This window comes from Pseudoroseicyclus tamaricis (assembly GCF_012070395.1).
Classification (GTDB): domain Bacteria; phylum Pseudomonadota; class Alphaproteobacteria; order Rhodobacterales; family Rhodobacteraceae; genus Pseudoroseicyclus_A; species Pseudoroseicyclus_A tamaricis.
Genome location: NZ_JAAFYS010000001.1, coordinates 1078710 through 1102714, shown reverse-complemented (window position 1 = coordinate 1102714; position 24005 = coordinate 1078710). Strand labels below are relative to the sequence as shown.

Here is a 24005-nt window from a genome sequence, read left to right as displayed (position 1 = left end):
CTACTCCGGTGTCAGGAAGATGGTGCCCAGCGGCGGAAGGGTCACGGCCGCCGAGGCGGGCAGCCCGTGCAGCTCTTCCTCAACGGCGCGGACGCCCGCACCGTTCCCGGCGCCGGAGCCACCATATGTTGCGGCATCCGAATTCAGCCGTTCTGCCCAGTTTCCGCTCTGCGGCATGCCGATCCGGTAACCCTCACGGACGACGGGCGCCATGTTGCAGACGACGACGACGGGCTTCGTGCCCTCCTCGCCGTAGCGGATGAACGAGAAGACGTTGTTCTCGGAATCGCCGCCCTCGATCCAGCGGAAGCCCTCGGGAGAACAGTCGCGCTGGTGCATGGCCGGCTCGGACCGGTAGAGGTGGTTGAGATCGCGCACGAACTGGCGGACGCCGTCGTGGTGCGGATCTTCCAGCAGGTGCCAGTCGAGCGACTGGTCGTGGTTCCACTCCCGCTCCTGCCCGAACTCGCCGCCCATGAAGAGCAGCTTCTTGCCGGGATGGCCCCACATGAAGCCGTAATAGGCGCGCAGGTTCGCGAACTTCTGCCAGCGGTCGCCCGGCATCTTGCCGAGCATCGACCCCTTGCCGTGCACCACCTCATCGTGGCTGAGCGGCAGCACGAAGTTCTCCGAGAAGGCATAGACCAGCCCGAAGGTCATCTTGTGGTGGTGGTACTTCCGGTGGATGGGATCCTGCTGCATGTACTCCAGCGTGTCGTGCATCCAGCCCATGTTCCACTTGAAGTCGAAGCCAAGCCCGTCCTCGCTGACAGGGCGCGAGACGCCGGGCCAGGCGGTGCTTTCCTCGGCGATGGTCAGCGAGCCGGGCGCGTAGTCACGCACGACGCGGTTGACGCCCTTGAGGAAGTCGATCGCATCAAGGTTCTCCCGCCCGCCATAGCGGTTGGGGATCCACTCGCCATCCTTGCGAGAGTAATCGAGGTAGAGCATCGAGGCCACGGCATCGACGCGCAGCGCGTCGACATGTAGCTCCTTCAGCCAGAACGTGGCGGAGGCGCGCAGGAAGTTCGCCACCTCCTGCCGGCCGAAGTTGTAGATCAGCGTGTTCCAGTCCTGGTGGAAGCCCTGCCGCGGGTCGGCGTGCTCGTAGAGCGCCGTGCCGTCGAAATTGCCGAGGCCATGCGCGTCGGTGGGGAAGTGCGCGGGCACCCAGTCGACGATGACGCCGACGCCTGCGCCGTGCAGCTTGTCCACCATCTTCGCGAAGCCCTCGGGATCGCCGAAGCGGGACGTCGGAGCGAACATGCCGACGGGCTGGTAGCCCCAGGACGGCGAATAGGGGTGCTCGGAGACGGGCAGGAACTCAACATGCGTGAAGCCCATCTCGCCCACATAGGCGATCAGCTCGTCGGCGAGGGCGGCGTAGTCCAGCACCTCGTTTTCCAGCGTGCGCCGCCAGGAGCCGAGGTGAACCTCGTAGATGCTGACCGGCTCGCTGCGCTGGTCGGCCGGGCGGGCCTGCATCCAGCCCGAATCCGTCCACTCATGGCGCGGCATGCCGTGGACGACGCTCGCCGTCTCCGGTGGGTTCTGGGCAAAGAAGCCGACCGGGTCGGCCTTCAGCGGCAGGGTATGGCCATAGGCGCCGACGATCTCGTACTTGTAGATCTCGCCCATGCCGAGGCCGGGGATGAAGATCTCCCAGACCCCCGTGGCGCCGCGGCGGCGCATCGGGTGGCGGCGGCCGTCCCACGCGTTGAAATGGCCGACAACGGAAACGCGCCGGGCGTTGGGCGCCCAGACGGCGAAGGCTGTGCCCTCGACGCCGCCATGGGTCGTCGGGTGGGCGCCGAGGCGGCGGTAGAGCTCCTCGTGGCGGCCCTCGCCGAGCAGGTACTCGTCCATCTCACCGAGGATCGGCTCGAACCCGTAGGGATCGAGCAGCTCCCATTCATGGCCCTGCGCGTTGCGGAACTTCAGCCGGTAGTCGAAGGGCCGGCGCTTCTTCGGCATCTCGCCGAAGAAGAGGCCATCGTTGCGGAGCGGCTCGAGCGGGCCGACCTCCTTGCCCTTGTGGTCGAGCACCGTCACCTCGGCCGCGTCGGGCGAGAAGACGCAGACGGTCACGGGGCCGCCCGTCTCCTGGTGCATCCCGAGGATGCGGAACGGATCGCCGTGCATGCCGCGGCTGATCGCCTCCGCGTCATTGGGGTGCGGGGCATGGGCGGGCCATGTCGTCGTCGTTGTATCGGTCATTGGTTGCCTTCCGTCTGGAGCCGCGTGGCAAGGGCCGCGAGCCCGATGTCCAGCCATGTCGGCCGCATCGCCAGCTCGTAGCCCACCTGATAGGCGGCCTTCTGGATGTAGAGCGCATCGAGCATCGCCGCCGCGAAGGCGGGATCGGTCGGATGCGCGGGGCTGTCCTTGATCGCCTCGGCATAGGCCTCGCTCAGCTCAGCCTGGGCGCGGGCGTGCCACTCCTCGATCTGCACCGTGGCGCCGTCCATGTCCGCTGCCGCACTGCGGGTGCGCTTGCGGGCGGAGAAGGCGGCGTAATCCAGCGAGTGGATCATGCCGGCGAGATCGCGCAGCGGCGCCGCCTTGGCGCGGCGCTCGGGCAGCGTGCGGCGGGGCTCCCCCTCGAAGTCGATGATCGCCACGTCGTTCTGCGCGACGAGCACCTGCCCGAGGTGGTAATCCCCGTGGATGCGGGTCAGAGCGCCGGAGGGGGCCATGCCCTTCAGCGAGGCGACGCGGGCCTTCAGCTCATCGCCGCCGGCCAGCACCGTCTCCGCCAGCGCGGCGGCCTCGCCGGTGAGGCCGGACGTGGCGGAGAGGCCTTGCAGCGCCTCCTCCAACTCGGCGATCACCTCGTCGGCGAAGCTTTCCAGCCGCTCCGGCGTCATCGGCTCGGGGGCGAAGTCCGGCTCCGTCCCCTTGGCGAGGGCGACGTGCATCTCCGCCGTGCGGCGGCCGATGGCGGGGGCGAGGTCGAGGCCCGGCAGGTACGGGTCCGGCGCGCCGTCGTCGATGGCGCTTTCGGCCACCAGACGCTCCAGCCCGTCCGTCACCGCGGCCCAGGCATCGCCCTGGTTGCGCACGAAGCCGAAGGCGGCGCCGAGCGACACCCGCTCGCCGTCGTCGCGCTCGAAGGCCAGCTCGCCGAGGAAGGCGGGCGTGCCGTCGAAGCCGCCGGGGCCGGTGAGGAAGCGCGAGACCTCGATATCGGGCTGCACACCCTCCCGCAGGCGGCGGTAGAGCTTGAGAATCGCCTTGTCGGAGAAGGCCATCGTGGCATTCGACTGCTCGACGTTCAGCAGGCGCGCCTCGCCCGGGTCCTCGATGTCATCCATCGCGGGGACCTTGTCGAAGACGACGCGGCCACCCTCGGCCGACAGCTCCCCGCCCTTCTGAAGCGCCTCGAACAGGGCCGTCATGGCGGGCACGTCGGCGGTGCCGTCGATCAGGCCGCCAACGGAGGGCCCGCGGCGCAGCTTGGAGAGCGTGTAGCCCAGCGTCGGCGAGCCGAAGGAGACGTTGTCCTCCCCCCAGAGCGCGGCGAGCGGCAGCAGGTATTGCTGCGTCTCGTCGCCGAGATCGACATCGAGCAGGGAGAGCGCGGCGCGCCCGTCCTCCAGATCCGCCAGCGGCGAGATATGGGTGCCCTTGATCGTCTTGTCCTTCGCGGCGAACCAGCGCTGGATCGGCAGGTAGCTCGGCAGCACGTCTCGCTCGAGCATCCGCCCCTCGCGGCCCGTCAGGGCGCTGGAGACGCGGCCGTCGCGGGTCGTCAGCGTCAGGAACTCCGGCAGGATCTCCTGCGGGGCCGTGCGCCAGCTCGGCGCCTCGGCCTCGTCGGCCAGCTGGAACCAGTAGAAGCCGTAGGCCGGCAGCGTCACCATGTAGGGCAGCGCGCCCACCGGCGGGAAGGCGGAGTGGCCCGTCAGCTCGATCGGCACCCGGCCGGCATAGGCGGAGAGATCGATCTCCACCGCCTGCGCCTGTCGCGAGAGGTTGGCGACGCAGAGCACCGCATCCCCCTCATGCTCGCGGATATAGGCGAGGACCTTGCGGTTCTTCGGGTAAAGGAGGCGCATCTCGCCGCGCCCGAACACGTCGTGGTTCTGGCGGACGGCGACCATGCGGCGCATCCAGTTGAGGTAGGAGGACGGGTCGTGCGCCTGACTCTCCACGTTGCGCGACTCGTAGCCGTAGATGGCATCCTGGATCGTCGGCAGATACAGGCGCTGTGGATCGGCGCGCGAGAAGCCGGCGTTCCGGTCGGGCGACCATTGCATCGGCGTGCGCACGCCGTCGCGGTCACCGAGATAGATGTTGTCGCCCATGCCGATCTCGTCGCCGTAATAGAGGATCGGCGTGCCGGGCATCGACATCAGCATCGAGTTCAGCAGCTCGATCTTGCGGCGGTCGTTCTGCAGGAGCGGCGCGAGACGGCGGCGGATGCCCATGTTGATCCGCGCGCGCTTGTCGGCGGCGTAGGTCTCCCAGAGGTAATCGCGCTCCTTGTCCGTCACCATCTCGAGCGTCAGCTCGTCATGGTTGCGCAGGAAGATCGCCCATTGGCAATTATCCGGAATGTCCGGCGTCTGGCGGATGATATCCGTGATCGGGTGCCGGTCTTCCTGCGCCACGGCCATGTACATCCGCGGCATCAGCGGGAAGTGGAAGCCCATGTGGCATTCGTCGCCCTCGCCGAAATAGGGGCGCGTATCCTCTGGCCACTGGTTGGCCTCGGCCAGCAGCATCTTGTCGTCGTAATGCTCATCGAGATTGGCGCGGATGCGCTTCAGGATGTCATGCGTCTCGGGCAGGTTCTCGTTGTTCGTCCCGTCCCGCTCGACGAGATAGGGGATCGCATCGAGCCGCAGCCCGTCGACGCCCTTGTCGAGCCAGAAATGCATGACGTCGAGCACCGCCTCCATCACCTTCGGGTTGTCGAAGTTGAGGTCCGGCTGGTGATCGAAGAAGCGGTGCCAGTAGAATTGCTCGGCGACCGGATCCCATGTCCAGTTGCTGTCGTGGGTGTCGTTGAAGATCACCCGCGTCTTGTCCATCCACTTCGACGGATCGTCGGACCAGACGTAGAAGTCCCGCTCCGGGCTGCCCTTGGGGGCATGCCGGGCACGTTGAAACCATTCGTGCTGGTCGGAGGTGTGGTTGATGACGAGCTCGGTGATGACCTTCAGGCCCCGCCGGTGAGCCTCCGCCACGAAGCCCTCGAAATCCTCCATCGTGCCGTAGGAGGGGTTCACCTCCTTGAACTCGGCGATGTCGTAGCCATCATCGCGGAGCGGCGAGGGGTAGAAGGGCAGCAGCCAGACGGCGGTCGCCCCCAGCTCCTGCACGTGGTCTAGGCGCGACATCAGGCCGGCAAAGTCGCCCATGCCGTCATTGTTGCTGTCCTGGTACGCCTTGACGTGCAGCTGGTAGATGATCGCGTCCTTGTACCAGTCCGCGACCTGCAGCTCGGTCTCGTCGGTGATCTGTTCGGCGAGACTCATACGGCACCTCCGGGCGGAAACAGTTTCCAGATGGCATAGGGGCGATTGACGGGGTCGAGCGTGAGCATGTGATCCTTGCCGTGCCAGGTGAAGCGGTTGCCCTGAATGGCATCCTGCACCTCGATCGAGCCGGAATCTTCCAGCCCGAATTCCCAAAGTGGCACTTCGAAGTTGAATTGCGCCCCTCCGTGCGGGTCGATCAGCACGTGGAAGAGCAGGTAATTGCGGCTCGCCTCGTCAAAGCGGCCGTAGTAGAGAACCCGGTCGTCATGGGCCGTGAAGAACTTGAGGTTCAGATAGTCCTTCATCGCCGGGTTCTCGCGGCGGATGCGGTTGATGAGGCGGATATCGTCCTTGATATTGCCCTCCCCGTCCCAGTCGCGGTGGCGGAGTTCGTATTTCTCGCTGTCGAGATACTCCTCCTTGCCCGGCAGCGGCGCCGCCTCACAAAGCTCGAAGCCGGAATACATGCCGTAGGAGCCGGAGAGGGAGGCCGCCATGATCAGGCGGGTCTGGAAGCCGGGGCGGCCGGAATATTGCAGGAAGATCGGGTTGATATCCGGCGTGTTGACGAAGAAGTTCGGCCGCATGTAGTGGCGGCATTCCTCCGTCGTCAGCTCCGTCAGGTATTCCTGCAGCTCGTCCTTGGTATTGCGCCACGTGTAGTAGGTGTAGCTCTGGTTGTAGCCCACCTTGGCGAGACGCTTCATCACCTTCGGGCGGGTGAAGGCCTCGGAGAGGAAGACCGTCCCCGGATACTGCTTGCGCACCTCGGCAATGATCCATTCCCAGAACGGGAAGGGCTTGGTGTGCGGGTTGTCGACGCGGAAGTTGAGCACGCCCTTTTCCGCCCAGAACAGGAAGAGGTCGCGGATCGCCTCCCAGAACGGCGCATTGGGTTTGCCGTCGTCGAGGTAATAGCGGAAGTTGACGATATCCTCGTACTTCTTCGGCGGGTTCTCGGCGTACTTGATCGTGCCGTCGGGCCGCCGCTCGAACCAGTCGGGATGCTCCTGGATCCATGGGTGATCGGGCGAGGCGTTGAGCGCGATGTCCATCGCGATCTCGATATCCTCGGCCTTCGCCGCTTCGACCAGCGCCGCGAAATCCTCGAACGTTCCCAGCTCGGGGTGCAGCGCATCCATCCCCCCCTCGGGCGAGCCGATGGCGTAGGGAGAGCCCACATCGCCGGCCTCGGCCTTCAGCGAATTGTTCTTGCCCTTGCGGTTCGTCGTCCCGATCGGATGGATCGGCGGGAAATAGAGGACGTCGAAGCCGAGGTCCTTCACGTAAGGCAGCCGGCCAATGACGTCGCGCAAGGTGCCGTGCTGGCCCGCCGCCCCGGTGGAGCGGGGGAAAAGCTCGTACCAGGCGGAGAAGGCGGCGCGCTCCCGGTCCACCCAAACGGGCAAACGGGCGCTCTCGGTGACGTTGGCGCGGGGGCCGGCGGCGGCCATGACGGCATCCGTCTCCTCGGAGAGGAGCGTGCCGGTGTCGCCCGCCTTCGCGGCACGGGCGAGGCCGGCCATCTCGGGCCCGGCGGATTTAACGCGGTCGATCAGCTGGCCCGCTTCCTGAAGCTCGACGGAGACGTCCTGCCCCGCGGCGATCTTCTTGCGCGTGTCGCGCGCCCAAGTGCCCCAGAGGTCGCGCCACGCGAGGATCTGGAAGGTCGCGGGCCCGACGTCCGGGAAGGTCACGTCGGCCGACCATCGGTCGTTGACGCCCTTCACCATCGGCACGGCCTCACCCGCGCCGGTGAGCACTGCGGCGGCAATCACCTCGTGCCCGTCAGACATCACGTCCGCCTCGATCGTCACTGGCCAGCCCGCAACCGCCTTGGCGGCGAAGCGGCCGCTGTCGATCTGCGGAGATATGGCTTCGATGGCGAGCCGGCTGGCGGCGAGGTCTTGGAGGTTTTCCTTGGATTTATCGCGGCTTGGCTTGGCCTGCATCGCAATGATTCTCCATCCCGTCCCTGTCGAGCGGCCCGGCGAACCCCGGCCGCTTTCACAACTAAGTCATGGGAAGGGCGGCAGGTTCCACCCATGTTTGGCGCCACGCGAAAAACAGGCGCCGCCCGCCCGACCCGGCGGAAGGCGCTTGCTTGGGCCGTTGACAACCGCCGCGGGGCTTGGTCTTAGGTTTCCGACCCTTTTAGTAGGAGATACCTGATGTCCCACCCGCTTCGGCTGGCCGCCCTTCTGGCCGCCCTGCCCGCCGGTTCCGCCCTCGCGCAGGAGGCCGGCGATTACCCGGTCACCATCGAGCATGCGCTCGGCTCCACCGTGCTGGAGGAGAAGCCGCAGCGCGTCGCGACCGTGCAATGGGCGAACCACGAGGTGCCGCTGGCGCTCGGCCTCGTGCCGGTGGGCTTCGCCGCCGCCAACTTTGGCGACGATGACGGCGACGGCCTGCTGCCCTGGGTCTCCGAGGCGCTGGAGGAGATGGGCGCCGAAGTGCCGGTGCTCTTCGACGAGGGCGACGGGATCGACTTCGAGGCGGTGGCCGCCACCAACCCCGACGTGATCCTCGCCGGCTACTCGGGCCTCTCCCAGGAGGATTACGACACCCTCAGCCAGATCGCCCCCACCGTCGCCTACCCTGACGCGCCCTGGGCGACGAACTGGCGCGAGTCGATCCGCATCAATGCCGCCGGCATGGGCATGGCCGAGGAAGGCGAGGCGCTGATCGCCGAGATCGAGGGCGAGATCGACGAGACGGTGGGGCAGTACCCAGAGCTGGACGGCAAGGAGGTGATGTTCATCACCCACCTCGACACGACCGACCTGTCGATCATCAACTTCTACTCCGACAATGACACGCGCGTGCAGTTCTTCGAGGATCTGGGCCTCGCCATGCCCCAGAGCGTCATCGACGCCTCGGAGGACGGCGCCTATTCCGGCTCCATCTCCGCCGAGCAGATCGACGCCTTCGACGATGTCGAGATCGTCGTCACCTATGGCGGGCAGGAGCTGATCGACGCGCTGAACGCCGATCCCCTGACCTCCAAGATGCCGGCCGTCGCCAATGGCGCGGTCGTCACCCTCTCCAACGATCCCTTGGGCACCGCCGCCAACCCGACGCCGCTGGCGATCTCTTGGGTGCTGGAGGATTATGTCGCACTCCTCGCCGAGGCGGCCCGCCAGGGGGAGTAGCTTGAGAAGCGCCACCATAGGGGCGCCGCCGCGGCGGCGCTCACTCGAGGCCCGGGGGCTCTGGCTGATCGCCGTGCTCGCGGGCCTTGCCGTGCTCTGCGCCCTCTCCGTCTCCATCGGCACGCGCGCCGTGGGCTGGCAGGAGATCTGGGCCGGGCTCGGCGGCGCGACGGACACGATCGGCGAGGCCGCCGTCGCCAAGCGCGTGCCCCGCACCCTCCTCGCGGCGCTGGCCGGAGCGGCGCTCGGCCTCTCCGGCGCCGTCATGCAAGGCGTCACGCGCAACCCGCTGGCGGACCCGGGCATCCTCGGCGTCAACATGGGCGCGGCGCTGGCGGTGGTGCTGGGCATCGCCTGGTTCGGGATGGTGAGCTTCACCGCCTATATCTGGGTGGCCGTCGCCGGCGCGGCGCTGACCGTCGCCTTCGTCTACGCCATCGCCTCCGTCGGGCCGGGCGGGGCGACACCCCTGAAGCTGGCGCTCTCGGGTGTGGCGACCTCCGTCGCCTTCTCCTCCTTCATCACGGGCGTCGTGCTGCCGCGCAACGACATCGCCGGGGGCGTGCGCTCCTGGCAGATCGGCGGCGTCGGCGGGGCGAGCTTCGCCGGCATCACCGAGGTGCTGCCCGTGCTCTTCGCCGGCTTCGTCCTCTCCCTGCTCTCGGCCAAGCGCCTCAATTCCCTCGCCCTCGGCGATGAGCTGGCCGCCGGCCTCGGCGAGCGGGTCGCCCTCGCCCGCGCCACCTCTGCCGCCGGCGCGGTGCTGCTCTGCGGGGCGACCACGGCCATCTGCGGGCCCATCGGCTTCGTCGGGCTGGCCGTGCCGCATCTCTGCCGGCTTCTCGTGGGGATCGACCACCGGTGGCTCCTTCCCTTCTCCGCCCTCGTCGGCGCCGGCCTCCTGATCGCCGCCGACGTGCTGGGCCGCGTCGTCGCCCGGCCGAGCGAGATGGATGTCGGCATCATTACCGCCTTCCTCGGCGCGCCGATCTTCATCTGGATCGTCCGCCGCCAGAGGATCCGCGCGCTGTGACGGCCGCCCCCTCCCTCACCGGCACCACCGCCGACTGGGTGGCGCTCGGCCGCCGGCGCCGCGACGGGCGGCGGCGGACAGTGGCGTGGGGGCTGGGCGCCCTCCTCCTCGGCCTCTTCGCGCTGACGCTGATGCTGGGGCAGAGCTTCATCCCTCCGGGCGACGTGCTGCGGGTGATGCTGGGGCAGGACGTGCCCGTCGCCTCCTTCACCGTCGGCACGCTGCGGCTGCCTCGCGCGACGCTCTCCGTCGTCGCCGGGCTCAGCTTCGGGATGGGGGGCGCGGCCTTCCAGACGATGCTGCGCAACCCGCTGGCCTCGCCCGACATCATCGGCATCTCCTTCGGCGCCAGCGCCGCGGCCGTGATCGGCATCGTCTTCTTCGGCCTCTCCGGCGGCGCGGTCTCCACCTTCGCCATCGCGGCGGGACTCGGCGTGGCGCTGCTGATCTACGGGCTGTCCTTCAAGGGCGGCGGCGCCGGGGCGCGGCTGATCCTCATCGGCATCGGCATGGCCTCGATGCTGGAGAGCGTCATCGCCTATGCCCTTCAGAAGGCGAGCTCCTGGAGCCATGCCGAGGCGATGCGCTGGCTCGCCGGCTCCGTCAACGGCGCCACCTGGGGGGAGATCCTGCCGGCGGCGCTGGCGCTCGTCCTCTTCGGCGGCGTGCTGCTGACCCGCGCGCGGGATCTGGAGACGCTGCGGCTCGGCGACGACGCCGCCGCCGCCCTCGGCGTGCGCGTCGCATGGACACGGATCACCGTCCTCGTTACCGCCGTCGGCATGATCGCCTTCGCCACCGCCGCCGCCGGGCCCATCGCCTTCGTCGCCTTCCTCTCCGGCCCCATCGCCGCGCGCATCACCGGCCCCGGCCGCTCGCTGCTGATCCCCGCCGCGCTGACCGGGGCGGTGCTGGTGCTGCTGGCCGATTACGTCGGCCAGTTCGCCCTGCCGTCCCGCTACCCGGTGGGCGTGGTGACGGGGGCGCTGGGGGCACCCTACCTCGTCTGGCTGATCGCGCGCAGCAACAGCGGCGGGGGCGCCTCGTGACCACCTCGCACAGCCTCGCGGCCGAGGCGCTGGTGGCCGGCTACGCGGAGCGCGCGGTGCTGGAGGGCGTCGACCTCGCCGTGCCGCCGGGCAAGATCACAGCCATCGTCGGCGCCAATGCCTGCGGCAAGTCCACACTCCTGCGCGCCATGTCACGCCTGCTCTCGCCCCGCGAGGGGCAGGTGGTGCTCGACGGCAAGGCCGTGCACCGGATGCCGGCGAAGGCGCTGGCCCGCACCCTCGGCCTTCTGCCGCAGGCGCCCATCGCGCCGGAGGGGATCACCGTGGCCGACCTCATCGGGCGCGGCCGCCACCCCCACCACGGCACCTTCACCCGCTGGAGCCGGGCGGACGATACCGCCGTCGCCGCTGCCATGGAGGCGACGAAGACGCTCGACCTCGCCGAGCGCGCCGTCGACGAGCTCTCCGGCGGGCAGCGTCAGCGGGTGTGGATCGCCATGGCCCTCGCGCAGGAGACGGACCTGCTGCTCCTCGACGAGCCCACGACCTTCCTCGACGTCGCCCACCAGGTGGAGGTGCTGGACCTGCTGGTGGATCTTAACGCCTCGCGCGGGACCACCATCGTCATGGTGCTGCACGATCTCAACCTCGCCGCCCGCTACGCCGACCACCTCATCGCCCTCGCCGCCGGCAAGCTGCACGCCGCCGGTCCGCCGCAGGCGGTGCTGACGGTGGAGACGATCCGCCACGTCTTCGGCCTCGACAGCCAGGTGATCCGCGACCCGGTCTCCGGCGCGCCGCTCATGCTGCCCATCGGCCGCCACCGGCTCGCCGCCGGCTGACGCCGCCCGCCTCCCCCGACGGGGGCGGACGGCCCCCTCCCCGCCTCTTCCCGCTCTCCACGTAACCGCGCCTTAAGGGGCGTGGCGCTAGAGGCGTGGTTAAAGCCGCACGGAGGGGATTCGTGACAGCCACAACCGCGCCACTCGCCTTGCCGGACGCCACCGGCACCCAGCAAGCCCTTGCAGACGATCCGGCCGCCTGGCCGGCCGACCCGCCCGCTCCGGGGGAGGTGGATGCCGCCGGCATCCAGCTCCTCGTCGCTGCGCTGAAGGCCGGCTTCGCGCCGCCGCCGCACATCATGGGCGCGCCCGCCGTCACCGGCCTCTGGCGCGCCCTCTGCCTTGACGACATCGCCGACGGCCCGCTGGGCGCCGGCGCCCCTGCGCCCCAGCCGGAGAGCCTGACATGACCCGCACCGTTCTCGTGGTCGACGATTCCCCGTCGGTCCGCCAGATGATCTCCAACACCCTCAAGGGCGCCGGCTACGCCGTCGTCACCGCCGAGGATGGCCAGGCCGCGCTGGACCTGACGAAGACCATGCGCCCCGACGCCGTGATCACCGATCAGAACATGCCCCGCCTCGACGGCCTCTCCTTCGTGCGCGCCTTCCGCGCCGCCCCGCAGAACAAGGGCGTGCCGGTCGTCTTCTGCTCCACCGAGAGCCAGGCCAGCGTGAAGGAGGAGGCCCGCGCCGCCGGCGCCATCGGCTGGATGGTCAAGCCGTTCGATCAGCAAAAGCTGCTCGGCGTCATGAGCAAACTGGTGAGCGCCTGATGGATGCCGAGACACTCGCCGTCTTCCGGGCCGAGACGGAAGGCCTCGTGGAGACGCTCGAAGAGCGGCTGCTCGCCCTGCAGGCCACGCCGGAGGATCGGGAGCTGATCGACGGCGTCTTCCGCGACCTGCACACGCTCAAGGGCACCGGCGCCATGTTCGGGCGCGAGGATATCGCCGGCTTCCTGCATGATTTCGAGAGCGCCTTCGAGGCGGTGCGCTCCGGCGCGGCGGAGGTCGACGCCCCGCTCGTCGCCATCTCCCTGCGCGCCCGCGATCACGTCGCCGCCCTGCTGGAGGCCGAAGGAGCCCCCGGCGGCGAGGCGATCCTCGCCGATCTCGCCCGCCACCTCGGCAAAGAGGCGGGGGCGGAGGAGGGCTTCGCGCTCGACCTCGGCGAGCCGCCCCCGGCGGCCGGCGCCGGCCCCTGGCAGCTCACCTTCAAGCTCCCCGCCGACACACTGGTGCTCGGCGGCAAGCCGGAGCTGGTCCTCGCCGAACTGCGGGAGCTCGGCGCTACGCGCCTGCGCGCCCGCATCCGCGACGTGCCCCCCCTGCCCCTCCTCGACGCGGCGGAGCTGCACCTCGGCTGGGAGGTGGAGCTTCCGGCGGAGGTCAGCGAGGACGCGATCCGCGATGTCTTCCTCTTCCACGAGCAGGGGCTGGAGCTGACGCTCGCCCGCGCCGAAGGCGCGCCCCCGCCGGCGCAGCCGGCGCCCGAAACGTCCATCTCGCCGGCGGAGCCGGCGCCCGAAGGGCCCACCGCCGCGGCGCAGCCGCGGCCCGCGCCGGCGGCGCCCCCCTCAGCGGCGGAGCCGCGGGATGCCTCGGCCGCCGCGCCGGCCGCCAAGCCCAGCGCCCACATGCGCGTGCCGGCCGAGCGGTTGGACGACATGATGGACAGGGTGGGAGAGCTGGTCCTCGCCGAGGCTCGGCTCGTCGACATCGTCGCCCGCTCGGGCGATCCCTCCCTCGTCGCGGTGACGGAGGATATCCAGCGCCTCACCGCCGCCATGCGCGACACCACCATGTCGATCCGCATGACGCCGATCTCCACCATCACCGGCCGCTTCAGGCGCCTCGTGCATGACCTCACCTCCAAGCTCGGCAAGCGCATCGCCTTCGTCGCCGAGGGCGAGGAGACGGAGCTGGACAAGACGGTGGTCGAGCGGCTGACCGAGCCGCTCATGCACATCATCCGCAACGCCGCCGATCACGGGCTGGAGGAGCCCTCGGGCCGCGCCGCCGCCGGCAAGGAGGAGACGGGCACAATCACCCTCTCCGCCCGCTATTCCGGGGCCGAGGTGCTGATCTCCCTCTCCGACGACGGCCGCGGCCTGAACCGGGAGGCGATCCGCGCCCGCGCCACCGCGCGCGGCCTCCTCGGCGAGGGCGCCGAGCCGGCCGACGAGGAGCTCTTCGGCCTCATCTTCGCCCCCGGCTTCTCCACCGCCGCCGAGGTGACGGAGCTGTCGGGCCGCGGTGTCGGCATGGATGTCGTCAAGCGCACCATCGACGGGCTGCGCGGCGCCATCGAGGTGACCAGCCGCCCCGGCGAAGGCACCTCGGTCACCCTCCGCCTGCCGCTGACGCTGGCGATCATCGACGGGCTGCTGATCGAGGTCGCCGGCGAGCGCTTCGTCCTCCCCCTCGCGGCGGTAGACGAGATCGTCGAACTGCCGGAGGCGCTGGCCGAGCCCGGCGCCCGCGGCAATGCCTTCCTCGACATCCGCGACAGCCTCGTGCCCTTCCTGCGCCTGCGCCAGCTGCTGCAGAGCTCCGGCGTCCCTGGACCGCACCAGAAGGTCATCGTCGTCACCAGCGCCGACGGCCGCGTCGGCCTCGTCGTCGACCGGATCATCGGCTCCAACCAGACGGTCATCAAGCAGCTCTCGCCGCTCCATGCGGGGGTGAAGACCTTCTCTGGCGCCACGATCCTCGGCGACGGGGCAGTGGCGCTGATCCTCGACGTGCCCCAGCTCGTCGCCCGCGGCCGGCTCGAGGCCGACGGGCGGGAGGCGGCGTGATGAGCAAGCACACCCCCGCGCGCCACGGCATGGACCTTGCAGGCGACATGGTGACCTTCCGCCTCTCCGGCGAGGTGCTGGCCGTGCCCGCCGCCCAGCTCCGCGAGGTGCTGGAGCCGGTGCAGACGACGCGCGTCCCCGGCGCCCCGCAATTCGTCTCCGGCCTCGTCAACGTGCGCGGCAGCGTCGTGCCGCTGGCCGACCTGCGGGTGCCGCTGCGCATGCCGCACCCCGGCGGCGCGGAAGTGTCGCGCGATGCCGCCGACGATGCCCGCATCCTCGTGCTGGAGCTGCCCCTCGCGGGGCAGGCCAGCGTCGTGGGCGTCCTCGCCGACAGCGTGCACGAGGTGACACGGCTGGCCCCCGAGGCGCTGGAGGAGATCCCCGCCGTCGGCACCCGCTGGCCGCCCCGCTACGTCGCTGCGCTCGGCCGCTGGGCGGGCGAGTTCGTCACCATTCCAGATCTTCCGGCGATCTTCGCCGATTTCCTGGCCGGCGAAGCCGGCAACTCCCATCGGCCCGGCGAAGCCGGCAACTCCCACAGGCCCGGCGCTCCCGCCGCCGGCCCCCATACCGACGCGGAAGGATAGCCCAACCATGCGCCTCACTCTCAAGATGAAACTCGCCATAACCTTCCTGCTGCTCATCGGGGCGGCCGTGGGGGTGTCGCTGCTGTCGCTCGGCACCATGGCCGACATGAATGACCGGACGGAGCGGATCGTCAGCGAAGACGGCGAGCGCGTGCGCCTCGCCGCCGATCTCGAGGGCGAGCAGGTGCGGATCCAGCGCGACACGCGCGAATACATCCTCTCGAGCACCGCCGAAGAGCGGCAGGCCGTGCTCGCCATCATGGGCGCATCCCGCGAGCGCCACAGCGCGAAGTACGAGCGCCTCTACGCCATCGCCAGCGAGTCGGGCCGGGTCCTGCTCGACCAGTACGCCGCCATCGGCGACGAGATCCGCGCCGTCAACGAGCGGGCGATGGCCCTCGCCGACCGCGGGCAGGAGACGCTCGCCTTCACGCTCATCAGCACCGATGGCCGCGAGCTCTGGCTGCAGATGGAAGAGGCCATCGAGACGGTGATCTCCGAGAACGCGGCGGAGATGGATCACCGGGCCGAGACGAACACCGCCCTTTACGAGGAGTCGCGCCAGCTGCTCACCATGGTCACGCTCGGCGCCGCCGCGGTCGGCCTCGGCCTCGCCTTCTGGATCGTCTCCACCATCAGCCGCGGCCTGCGCCGGGTGAACCGGCTGGCCGACCACGTCGCCTCCGGCAACCTGCGCGAGACGCTGGACGTGCGCACCAACGACGAGATCGGCGACATGATGCACGCCCTCAACAAGATGGTCGAACGCCTGCGCGGCGTCGTCGGCGAGGTCTCCGCCGGCGCGGGTCAGGTCGCCGCCGGCTCCAGCCAGATGGCGTCCACCGCCGATCAGCTCAGCGAGGGCGCCACCGAGCAGGCGGCCTCCACCGAAGAAGCCTCCAGCGCGATGGAGCAGATGACAGCCAACATCAAGCAGACGGCCGACAACGCCCAGGAGACGGAGGGCATGGCCCAGAAATCCGCCGACGACGCCCGCGAGTCCGGTCGCGCCGTCTCGGAGGCCGTCACCGCGATGAAGACCATCGCCGAGCGCATCATGGTGGTGCAGGAGATTGCCCGCCAGACCGACCTCCTCGCCCTCAACGCCGCCGTCGAGGCGGCCCGGGCCGGCGAGCATGGCCGCGGCTTCGCCGTCGTCGCCTCCGAGGTGCGCAAGCTGGCCGAGCGCAGCCAGACGGCCGCGGGCGAGATCTCCTCGCTCTCCGGCGATACGGTGAAAGCCGCCGAGGAGGCCGGGCGCATGCTCGAGGGGCTGGTGCCCGATATCGAGCGAACGGCGGAGCTGGTCAGCCAGATCTCCGGCGCCAGCCAGGAGCTGGCCACGGGCGCCGCGCAGGTGAACACGGCGATCCAGCAGCTCGACAAGGTCACGCAGGAGAATACCGCCGCCGCCGAGGAAAGCTCCTCCACCGCGGAGCAGCTGGCCGCGCAGGCGGAGTCGCTGCGGGGGGCGATGTCCTTCTTCCAGCTCGACGGTGAGCAGGAGGGCCGGGTCCGCGCCACGGCGCCGGCCTCCCGCGGGGCGGCCTCTCGCCCAGCGCCCCGCACTGCCGCGACGCGCAGGCCCAGTGCCCCGCCGGTGGCGGAGGCCGGCTCCGGCTTCGACTTCGATCTCGGCGATGCCGAGGACGAGCTCGACGCCCAGTTCCAGCACTCCAGCCGCTCCGCCGCCTGAACGGGGACGGGACATGGGGGATCGTGACATGACAAGCCAGACGGTTGTCACCTTCGGCCTCGGCAGCGTGCTCTTCGCGCTGCCGGTGGCCCCGGTGGTGGAGATCATCGACGCGCGCGAGGCGGCGCCCCTGCCCCGCGCGCCGGCCTGCCTGCTGGGCCTCATCGACCGCCGCGACATGTCCGTCCCGGTGGTCGACATGCGCCTCCTCCTCGGCCAGCCGCCGCGCGAGGACAGCGACGACACGCGCATCGTCGTGCTGACGCTGCGCGAGGCACCACGCCGGCAGGCCGTCGGCCTGCGCGTCGACCGGGTCATCGAGGTAACGGAGCTCGACGCCGACGGCGCCGCCCCGCTCGCCGAGGCGGAGCTGCTCAACTGGCACGAGCGCATGGTCGCCGGCATCGGCCGCCGCGAGGGGGCCTTCGTGACGCTGCTCGATGTCGAGGGGCTCTTCGCCGGCACGCTCGACGGTCTGGCGCTGCCGGCCGGCGCCCCGGCAACCGAGGCCCCGGCGTCCGAGGCGGTGCTCCCGGCATGAGCGCCTATCTCACCCGGGCGGATCTGCGGGCCGCGGCGTCTTCGAGCACCGGGCAGCATCTCGATGCGCTCCGCCGGCTCGTCCATGAGCGGACGGGCATTGTCCTGCCCGCCTCCAAGGCGACGATGATCGAGGCCCGGCTGCGCAAGCGCTTCACCGATCTCGGCCTCGCCAACCTGCAGGCCTACCTCTGCACCATCTTCGACGGCGGGCAGCTCAACCAGGAGCTGCCCCATATCGTCAACGCGCTGACGACCAACAAGACCGACTTCTTCCGCGAATACCCGCATTTCGAGCTGCTGGAGAAGCGCATCATCCCCGAGGCGCTGGCCCGCGCCCGCGCCTCTTCCCGCGTCCGCTTCCGGCTGTGGAGCGCCGCTGCCTCCACGGGGGCGGAGGCGTGGTCCGCCGCTATGGTGCTGGCCAGCGCGGCGACGGCGGAGCCGCGGCTCGACTGGCGCATCCTCGGCACCGACATCTCGACGGAGGTGCTGCAGACGGCCTCCACCGCGATCTACTCGGCGGTCGACGTCGCCCCGGTGACGGAGGGGCACCGCGCCGCTTACCTGATGTGCAACGGGAACCGCGCCCGCCGCCTCTGCCGCATCCGGCCGGAGCTGCGCAGCCGCGTGCGCTTTCGCAAGATGAACCTCGTCGAGACGCCCTACCCGGTGGAGGGCGGGATCGACACAATCTTCCTGCGCAACGTCCTCATCTACTTCGAGCCGCAGATGCAGGCCCGCATCGTCGGCGCCTGCGCGGAGAAGATCCGCCCCGGAGGCTACCTGATCGTCGGCCATTCGGAATCGATGATTGTGAAGGAGCCGGGGCTGGCCCAGATCGCCCCCGGCGTCTTCCGGCAGGAGGGCGGGCAGTGATGGAGGAGATATCCGTCCTCATCGTCGATGACAGCGCCGCCGTCCGCCGGGTCTACCGCCAGCTTCTGGAGGACGAGCCGGGGATCGAGGTGATCGGCGCCGCGGTCGACCCCTACGACGCCGCCGCCAAGATGCGGGGCGCCCTGCCCGACGTGCTGCTCCTCGATATCGAGCTGCCCCGGATGGACGGGCTGACCTTCCTCGCCAAGATCATGGCGCAAAAGCCGATGCCCGTCGTCATCTGCTCCAGCCATACCGAGGCCGGCTCCGAGGCCGCCATGAAGGCGCTGGAGCGGGGCGCCTGCGAGGTGATCGGCAAGCCGCGCATGGCCACGCCGCAGGCGCGGGAGGAGGCGCAGATCCGCCTTGCCGACGCGATCCGCGCCGCGATGCACGCCGGCCGGGCGCGGGGCTACATCCAGCGCCAGCCGCGCCCGGCCAAGCCCCCCGCCGCCCGGCCCGCCGGCAAGCTGGTCTCGCCGAAGCTCACCGCCGATGCCGTCCTGCCGCCGCCCCACCCGGGCCGGCGCCCCCCGGCCGGCCTGCCGCCGCTCGTCGCCATCGGCACCTCCACCGGCGGGACGGAGGCGCTGGCCGAGGTGCTGCCGGGCCTGCCGCGTCACGCGCCGCCCGTCGTCGTCGTCCAGCACATGCCGGAGCATTTCACCGCCACCTTTGCGCGCCGCCTCGATGCCATGTGCGCCGTCGAGGTGCGCGAGGCGCAGAGCGGCGACGTTCCCCGCCCCGGCCTCGTGCTCATCGCGCCGGGAGACAGGCACATGCTGCTGCAGCGCCGGGGCCAGGGCTACACCATCGAGGTGACGGACGGCCCCTACGTCTGCCGCCATCGCCCCTCCGTCGACGTGCTGCTGCGCTCCGTCGCCATCGCCGCCGGCGAGGCCGCCTTCGGCATCGTGCTGACCGGCATGGGCGATGACGGCGCCCGCGGCCTGAAGGAGATGCAGGAGGCCGGCGCCGCCACCTTCGTGCAGGACGAGGCGACATCCGTCGTCTGGGGCATGCCGGGGGAAGCCTTTCGCCTCGGCGCCGCCCGGCGCGCCGTGCCGCTGAAGAACATCGCCGGAGAGATCACTCAGTTCGGCAACCGGAGCCGCGTTGCATGACCAATAGCACCCGTACCACCCATCTGCGCGAGCTCGACACCCGCGCCAGCCAGATCAACCGCCGGATCGAGACCGTGTTCGAGATGGCGGCGAGCCGGCTCTTCGCCCTCCTGGAGGAGGTGCAGGGCGCCGGCGATGCGCTGACCCGCGCCGCCGATATCTCCAGCCCCGCCGGGCGTGAGCGGCTGACGCGCGCGGCCGCGGCGACCGAGGCACACGTCGATGCCGTGCAGGCCCGCTTCCAGCTACATTCCCAGACGGCCACCACGCTGCGCGGCCAGGCGGAGAGCCTGCGCCGCCTGCTGGAGGATCTGCTGCGCGACATGAAGCTGGCCGCCTTCATCGCCACCAATGCCAAGGTCGTCAGCCACACCGTTCCCGGCGCGGATGACACGCTCGGACAGTTCGCCGAGGACGTGCGCGATTGCCTCGCCGGCGCCGATACCAACGTGAAGGCCATCCAGGAGCAGCTGGTCCGCGCCAACCGCGAGCTGACCCGGCTCGTCCCGCGCCTGCGCGAGATGACGGAGGTCGCGGCCGAGCTGAAAGTGATGCGCGAACGGCTGCCGGCCCTGATGGCCGGCCTCGCCAACGCCGGCACGCTCGCCTCTGCCGCGCAGGGCGCGCGCAGCGGCATGACGCAGGTCACCCGCGCGCTGGAGCAGGCCGTCTCGCAACTGCAGAGCGGCGACAGCGCCCGCCAGCGGCTCGACCATGTGCGCGAGATCGTCGCCCGCATCGACGAGCCCGGCAGCCCCGAGGGGCAGGTTCTGGAGCGGCTGGCGACGGCGCATCTGGACGCGACGCTCGCCAGCCTCGACGAGGCCGTGGCCGCCACCCTGCCCGAGATTGACCGGATCGCCGGCCCGTGGCGCAGCGCGCAGGAGGCGATGGTGCGCATCGCCGAATCGCAGACGGGGCATGAGCTGGGGCAGGTCGCCGCCCTCTCCTCCTCCTTCGCCGGCGGGCTCGCGGCGCTGGAGGAGCGCAACGCCCAGATCCTCCCGCAGATGGAGGCGCTGGCCACCGCCTACCGCAAGGGCGCCGACGCCGCCGGCCAGATCGGCGAGCTGGAGGAGCAGATGAACGTGCTCTCCATCAACGCCATCCTCGTCTCCGGCCGCGCCGGCCACCAGGGCCAGGGGATGACCGAAGTCTCCCGCCAGCTGCGCGAGAGCACGGCCGAGATCGGGCGCGCCACGCAGGCCATCCGCAAGCTCGCCCGCCTTCAGGAGCAGGAGGCGGAGGCGTTCAGCGCCCCCGGCGAGGGCGCCGGCAGCGGCACCGGGGCTATCGACGAGCTGGAGGCGGAGGTCTCCTCCCTCGGCGCGGCGCTGGAGGAGATGTCTGCCGCCGCTCGCCGCGCCTCCTCCGGAGATCCGCTGGCGGAGGTCCGGGGGATGCTGACCGGCTTCGTGAGGGAGGCCGCCGCCGACGCGCCCGCCCACCGGCCGGAGGAGCCGATGCCGGAGATCGACCCGGGGCTCGCCTCTCTCCTCAAGTCGATCCGCGACACCTATTCGATGAAGGCGGAGCGGGACGTTCACGACGCGCTCTTCGGCACCGCCGGCCTGTCGAAGGCCGACCTGGCGGAGGAGGTGCAGCAGGACGATCTGGATGATATCTTCTTCGGCTAGAGGCTAGTCCTCGTCCGGCCCCGCGAAGCTGAAGGCGGAGACGCCGCGCGCCCGCTCGGAAAAGGAGAAGGCCCGGTTGATCGGCGGATAGGCGCGAGAGGCGCAATCGGGCCGCTCGCAGAGGTAGCAGTTCACGCCGATGGGCTCCGGCTCCACGGCGTCCAGCCCCATGTGCTTCGCGTAGATCAGCCGCGGAGCATAGGCGATGTCGCAGCCGAGGCCGATGGCGAAGCGTGCGGCGGGGCTCTCGTAGGTGCCGAGCTGCCGGGTAACGGTTCGGGCGATCGAGAAATAGGTGGTGCCGTCCGGCATCCCGATCACCTGCGTCTGCACCTTGTCGGGCGTCTCGAAGCAGGCGTGGATGTTCCATAGTGGGCAGGAGCCGCCGAACTTCGAGAAGTGGAAGCGCCCGGCAGAGAAGCGCTTGGAGACGTTCCCCGCCCGGTCCAGCCGCACGAAGAAGAAGGGCACGCCGCGCGCATCGGGCCGCTGCAGCGTCGTCAGCCGGTGGGCGACCTGCTCGTAGCTGGTGCCGAAGCGCTGGCAGAGCAGCTCGATGTCGTAGCGCTCCCGCTCGGCCGCCTTGAGGAAGCGGGAGTAGGGCATCAGCAGCGCGGCGGCGAAGTAGTTGGCGAAGCTGGTGCGGGCGAGCGGCAGCGCCTCGGGGGAGAAGCCGGCGGCCTCCGTCTCCGCCTCGATCAGGTCGCCATGATCGAGCCGCGCCAGTTGCACGGCGATCTGGAAGCGCCGCCCCGGCTGGTCGAGCCGTTCGGAGAGGTTGAGGTGCCGGCGGTGCGGGTCGATCAGGCGGAGGAGGCCCGGCATCAGCTCCTGCGGCAGGATGCGCACCCGCCAGCCATGCCGCTCGCGCAGCCGGTCGTTGAGCACGATATGCGGCTCGCTGCGCCAGATCTCCAGCTCGTCTGCCAGCGCCTCCGCCGCGCGGTCGATGCGGTCGATATGGTTCTGGCAGGCGTGGAAATACGCCCGCACCTCCTCCACCGGCCGCGCCGTCTGCTCCAGCAGCTCCACCTTGTCGCGGTCGGCATAGGGGTTCTCGTCGGAGATGGCGGCCATGGCCATGGCGCGGTACTTCTCGTGGAGGCGCAGCAACCCGCGGGCGAGGGCCGGCGAGGCGTTCACCACCTCCTCCACCTCCGACCGGGCGACGCTCTCTCCGAAGAGCGGGTCCTTCAGGGCTGATTCCAGCTCCCCCTGCAATTGCAGGTCGGTGCCGCCGGCGATCTCCCCGGGGGAGAAATCGTAGACCTCTGCGAGCCGCACGAGGAGGCGGGCACTGACGGGGCGCTGGTTGGCCTCGATCAGCGTGATGTAGGAGGGCGAGACGCCCAGATCCTGCGCCATCTTGGCCTGCGTCAGCCCCAGCGTGCGCCGCAGCCGCCGCAGCCGCGCTCCGATAATCAGCTTCTCCCCCCGCTCCGCCATGACAATCCTTACATCCTGACCGGCCGTTTCGTTACATGACTGACAGAACAACCCTTTGTTTCAATGGGCATGTTCCGCCCCTCCCACGACTTTACTAGCATTACATCGGCCGCTGTCACCAGCGGATCCAGACAGGATGGAGGAGAGACATGCGCATTCCCTACACCCGGCTCCGCGAGAGCCTCATGGCCCGGTACCCGAGCGGCCAGACGCCCGGCGGCGTCTCGGTGGAGGCCATCGCCCAGCTGCAGGTGCAGAGCACCTATACCACCCATCTCGACATCGCCCGGGAGATGGCGACGGTCATGCGCGCCGACATGGCGGCTTATGACGCGGACACGAGCCGGTTTACCCAGTCCCTCGGCTGCTGGTCGGGCTTTCACGCGCAGCAGATGGTCAAGTCCGTCAAGCGGATGCGGGGCACGGCGCAGGGCACCTATGTCTACCTCTCCGGCTGGATGGTCGCCGGCCTGCGCAACCGCTTCGGCCACCTGCCCGACCAGTCGATGCACGAGAAGACCGCCGTCGCCGACCTGATCGAGGAGATCTACGTCTCCCTCCGGCAGGCCGACGAGGTGGCGCTGAACGACCTCTTCAAGGTCCTCACCGCCGCCCGCGAGGCGGGAGACGAGGCCGCCGAGCAGGAGGCCATCGCCGCCATCGACGGCTTCGAGAGCCACGTCGTGCCGATCATCGCCGATATCGACGCGGGCTTCGGCAACGAGCACGCCACCTACCTGCTCGCGAAAGAGCTGATCCGCGCCGGGGCTTGCTGCCTGCAGATCGAGAACCAGGTCTCCGATGCCAAGCAATGCGGCCACCAGGACGGCAAGGTGACGGTCCCGCGGGAGGACTTCATCGAGAAGCTGCGCGCCTGCCGCCTCGCCTTTGAGGAGCTGGGGGTGGAGGACGGCGTCATCGTCGCCCGCACCGACAGCCTCGGCGCCGGGCTGACGCAGAAGGTGCCGGTGAGCGCCGCGCCGGGAGACCTCGCCGCCGATTACAACAAGTGGCTGAAGACGGAGCCGGTGACGGATGCGGCTCCGCTGGCCGAGGGCGAGATGGCGCTCTGGCACGACGGCGCGCTCCGCCGGCCCGAGCGCCTGCCGAACGGGCTCTTCCGGTTTCAGGAGGGCTCGGGCCGCGCGAGGGTGATCGAGGATTGTATCGCCTCGCTGAACCAGGGCGGCGCCGACCTCCTCTGGATCGAGACGGACACGCCGAACGTGGACGAGATCGCGAGTATGGTGGAGGAGATCCGTGCCGCGGCGCCCGGCGCCAAGCTCGCCTACAACAACTCCCCAAGCTTCAACTGGACGCTGAACCTGCGCCGGCAGGTGCGCGAGCAATGGCTGGCCGAGGGGCGCATCGAGGAGGGCGACTACCCCGAGGGCGGCGCGCTGATGAAGGCCGACTACGACGAGACGGAGCTCGGCCGCGAGGCGGACGCGCGCCTGCGCGCCTTCCAGACCGACATCGCGGCACGGGCCGGCGTGTTCCACAACCTAATCACGCTGCCCACCTTCCACCTGACGGCGAAGTCGGTGGACGAGCTCTCCCGCGGCTATTTCGGCGAGGACAAGATGCTCGCCTACGTCGCCACCGTGCAGCGGGAGGAGATCCGCCGCGGCGTCTCGGCGGTGAAGCACCAGCACGAGGTCGGCTCCGATCTCGGCGACAGCTTCAAGGAGATGGTCGGCGGCGCGAGGGCGCTGAAGGCCGGCGGCGCCGCCAACACCATGAACCAGTTCGCAGCGGAGTGAAT

18 protein-coding genes are annotated in these 24005 nt (G+C 70.0%); 14 read left to right on the top strand and 4 right to left on the bottom strand.

The window, feature by feature from the left end; all coding sequences use genetic code 11:
• The 3 genes from glgB to GY170_RS04990 are packed head-to-tail and all read right to left on the bottom strand — an operon-like array spanning window position 1 to window position 7438.
• Window positions 1–2217, bottom strand: a complete 2217-nt coding sequence (gene glgB / locus GY170_RS05000; RefSeq protein ID WP_163890551.1) for a 1,4-alpha-glucan branching protein GlgB — start codon at window positions 2215–2217, stop codon at window positions 1–3.
• Window positions 2214–5483, bottom strand: coding sequence for a maltose alpha-D-glucosyltransferase (gene treS, locus GY170_RS04995; protein WP_163890549.1), 3270 nt, complete (start codon window positions 5481–5483; stop codon window positions 2214–2216). The genes glgB and treS overlap by 4 nt, the downstream gene beginning before the upstream one ends.
• Window positions 5480–7438, bottom strand: coding sequence for an alpha-1,4-glucan--maltose-1-phosphate maltosyltransferase (locus GY170_RS04990; RefSeq protein ID WP_163890547.1), 1959 nt, complete (start codon window positions 7436–7438; stop codon window positions 5480–5482). The genes treS and GY170_RS04990 overlap by 4 nt, the downstream gene beginning before the upstream one ends.
• 219 nt (window positions 7439–7657) lie before the next feature.
• Here GY170_RS04990 and GY170_RS04985 point away from each other — a divergent pair, with 219 nt between their 5' ends.
• The 13 genes from GY170_RS04985 (at window position 7658) to GY170_RS04925 (ending at window position 20794) form a co-directional block, all read left to right on the top strand.
• Window positions 7658–8641, top strand: coding sequence for an iron-siderophore ABC transporter substrate-binding protein (locus GY170_RS04985; protein ID WP_163890545.1), 984 nt, complete (start codon window positions 7658–7660; stop codon window positions 8639–8641).
• Window position 8642: 1 nt separating this feature from the next.
• Window positions 8643–9674 carry a FecCD family ABC transporter permease gene (locus GY170_RS04980; RefSeq protein ID WP_235924006.1) on the top strand — a complete coding sequence of 344 codons (1032 nt, stop codon included), beginning with the start codon at window positions 8643–8645 and terminating at the stop codon, window positions 9672–9674.
• Window positions 9671–10723, top strand: a complete 1053-nt coding sequence (locus GY170_RS04975) for a FecCD family ABC transporter permease (protein WP_163890542.1) — start codon at window positions 9671–9673, stop codon at window positions 10721–10723. The genes GY170_RS04980 and GY170_RS04975 overlap by 4 nt, the downstream gene beginning before the upstream one ends.
• Window positions 10720–11526, top strand: coding sequence for an ABC transporter ATP-binding protein (locus GY170_RS04970; protein WP_163890540.1), 807 nt, complete (start codon window positions 10720–10722; stop codon window positions 11524–11526). The genes GY170_RS04975 and GY170_RS04970 overlap by 4 nt, the downstream gene beginning before the upstream one ends.
• Window positions 11527–11648: 122 nt before the next feature.
• The gene (locus GY170_RS04965) at window positions 11649–11936 is read left to right on the top strand and encodes a hypothetical protein (protein ID WP_163890538.1); all 288 of its coding nucleotides are present in this window, start codon (window positions 11649–11651) and stop codon (window positions 11934–11936) included.
• Complete coding sequence (locus GY170_RS04960; RefSeq protein WP_163890536.1) at window positions 11933–12301, top strand: response regulator; 369 nt, start codon at window positions 11933–11935, stop codon at window positions 12299–12301. The genes GY170_RS04965 and GY170_RS04960 overlap by 4 nt, the downstream gene beginning before the upstream one ends.
• Complete coding sequence (locus tag GY170_RS04955; RefSeq protein ID WP_203531167.1) at window positions 12301–14328, top strand: chemotaxis protein CheA; 2028 nt, start codon at window positions 12301–12303, stop codon at window positions 14326–14328. The genes GY170_RS04960 and GY170_RS04955 overlap by 1 nt, the downstream gene beginning before the upstream one ends.
• A complete protein-coding gene (locus tag GY170_RS04950) occupies window positions 14328–14918 on the top strand; it encodes a chemotaxis protein CheW (RefSeq protein ID WP_163890534.1) in 591 nt (196 codons plus the stop codon). The genes GY170_RS04955 and GY170_RS04950 overlap by 1 nt, the downstream gene beginning before the upstream one ends.
• Window positions 14919–14925: 7 nt before the next feature.
• Window positions 14926–16614, top strand: coding sequence for a methyl-accepting chemotaxis protein (locus GY170_RS04945; protein ID WP_163890532.1), 1689 nt, complete (start codon window positions 14926–14928; stop codon window positions 16612–16614).
• Window positions 16615–16642: 28 nt separating this feature from the next.
• Window positions 16643–17155 carry a chemotaxis protein CheW gene (locus tag GY170_RS04940; RefSeq protein ID WP_163890530.1) on the top strand — a complete coding sequence of 171 codons (513 nt, stop codon included), beginning with the start codon at window positions 16643–16645 and terminating at the stop codon, window positions 17153–17155.
• On the top strand, window positions 17152–18033 hold the full coding sequence (locus GY170_RS04935) for a CheR family methyltransferase (protein WP_163890528.1): 882 nt from the start codon (window positions 17152–17154) through the stop codon (window positions 18031–18033). Before GY170_RS04940 ends, GY170_RS04935 begins: the two co-directional genes overlap by 4 nt.
• A complete protein-coding gene (locus GY170_RS04930; protein WP_203531165.1) occupies window positions 18033–19157 on the top strand; it encodes a protein-glutamate methylesterase/protein-glutamine glutaminase in 1125 nt (374 codons plus the stop codon). The genes GY170_RS04935 and GY170_RS04930 overlap by 1 nt, the downstream gene beginning before the upstream one ends.
• Window positions 19154–20794 carry a hypothetical protein gene (locus GY170_RS04925; RefSeq protein ID WP_163890524.1) on the top strand — a complete coding sequence of 547 codons (1641 nt, stop codon included), beginning with the start codon at window positions 19154–19156 and terminating at the stop codon, window positions 20792–20794. Before GY170_RS04930 ends, GY170_RS04925 begins: the two co-directional genes overlap by 4 nt.
• Window positions 20795–20797: 3 nt before the next feature.
• Here the strand turns inward: GY170_RS04925 and GY170_RS04920 are convergent, their stop codons facing one another.
• Window positions 20798–22240: a helix-turn-helix domain-containing protein gene (locus tag GY170_RS04920; RefSeq protein WP_163890522.1), complete on the bottom strand. Its 1443-nt coding sequence runs from the start codon at window positions 22238–22240 to the stop codon at window positions 20798–20800.
• Window positions 22241–22389: 149 nt separating this feature from the next.
• Between GY170_RS04920 and GY170_RS04915 the strand changes: the two genes are divergently transcribed.
• The gene (locus GY170_RS04915) at window positions 22390–24003 is read left to right on the top strand and encodes an isocitrate lyase (protein WP_163890520.1); all 1614 of its coding nucleotides are present in this window, start codon (window positions 22390–22392) and stop codon (window positions 24001–24003) included.
• Window positions 24004–24005: the final 2 nt, after the last annotated feature.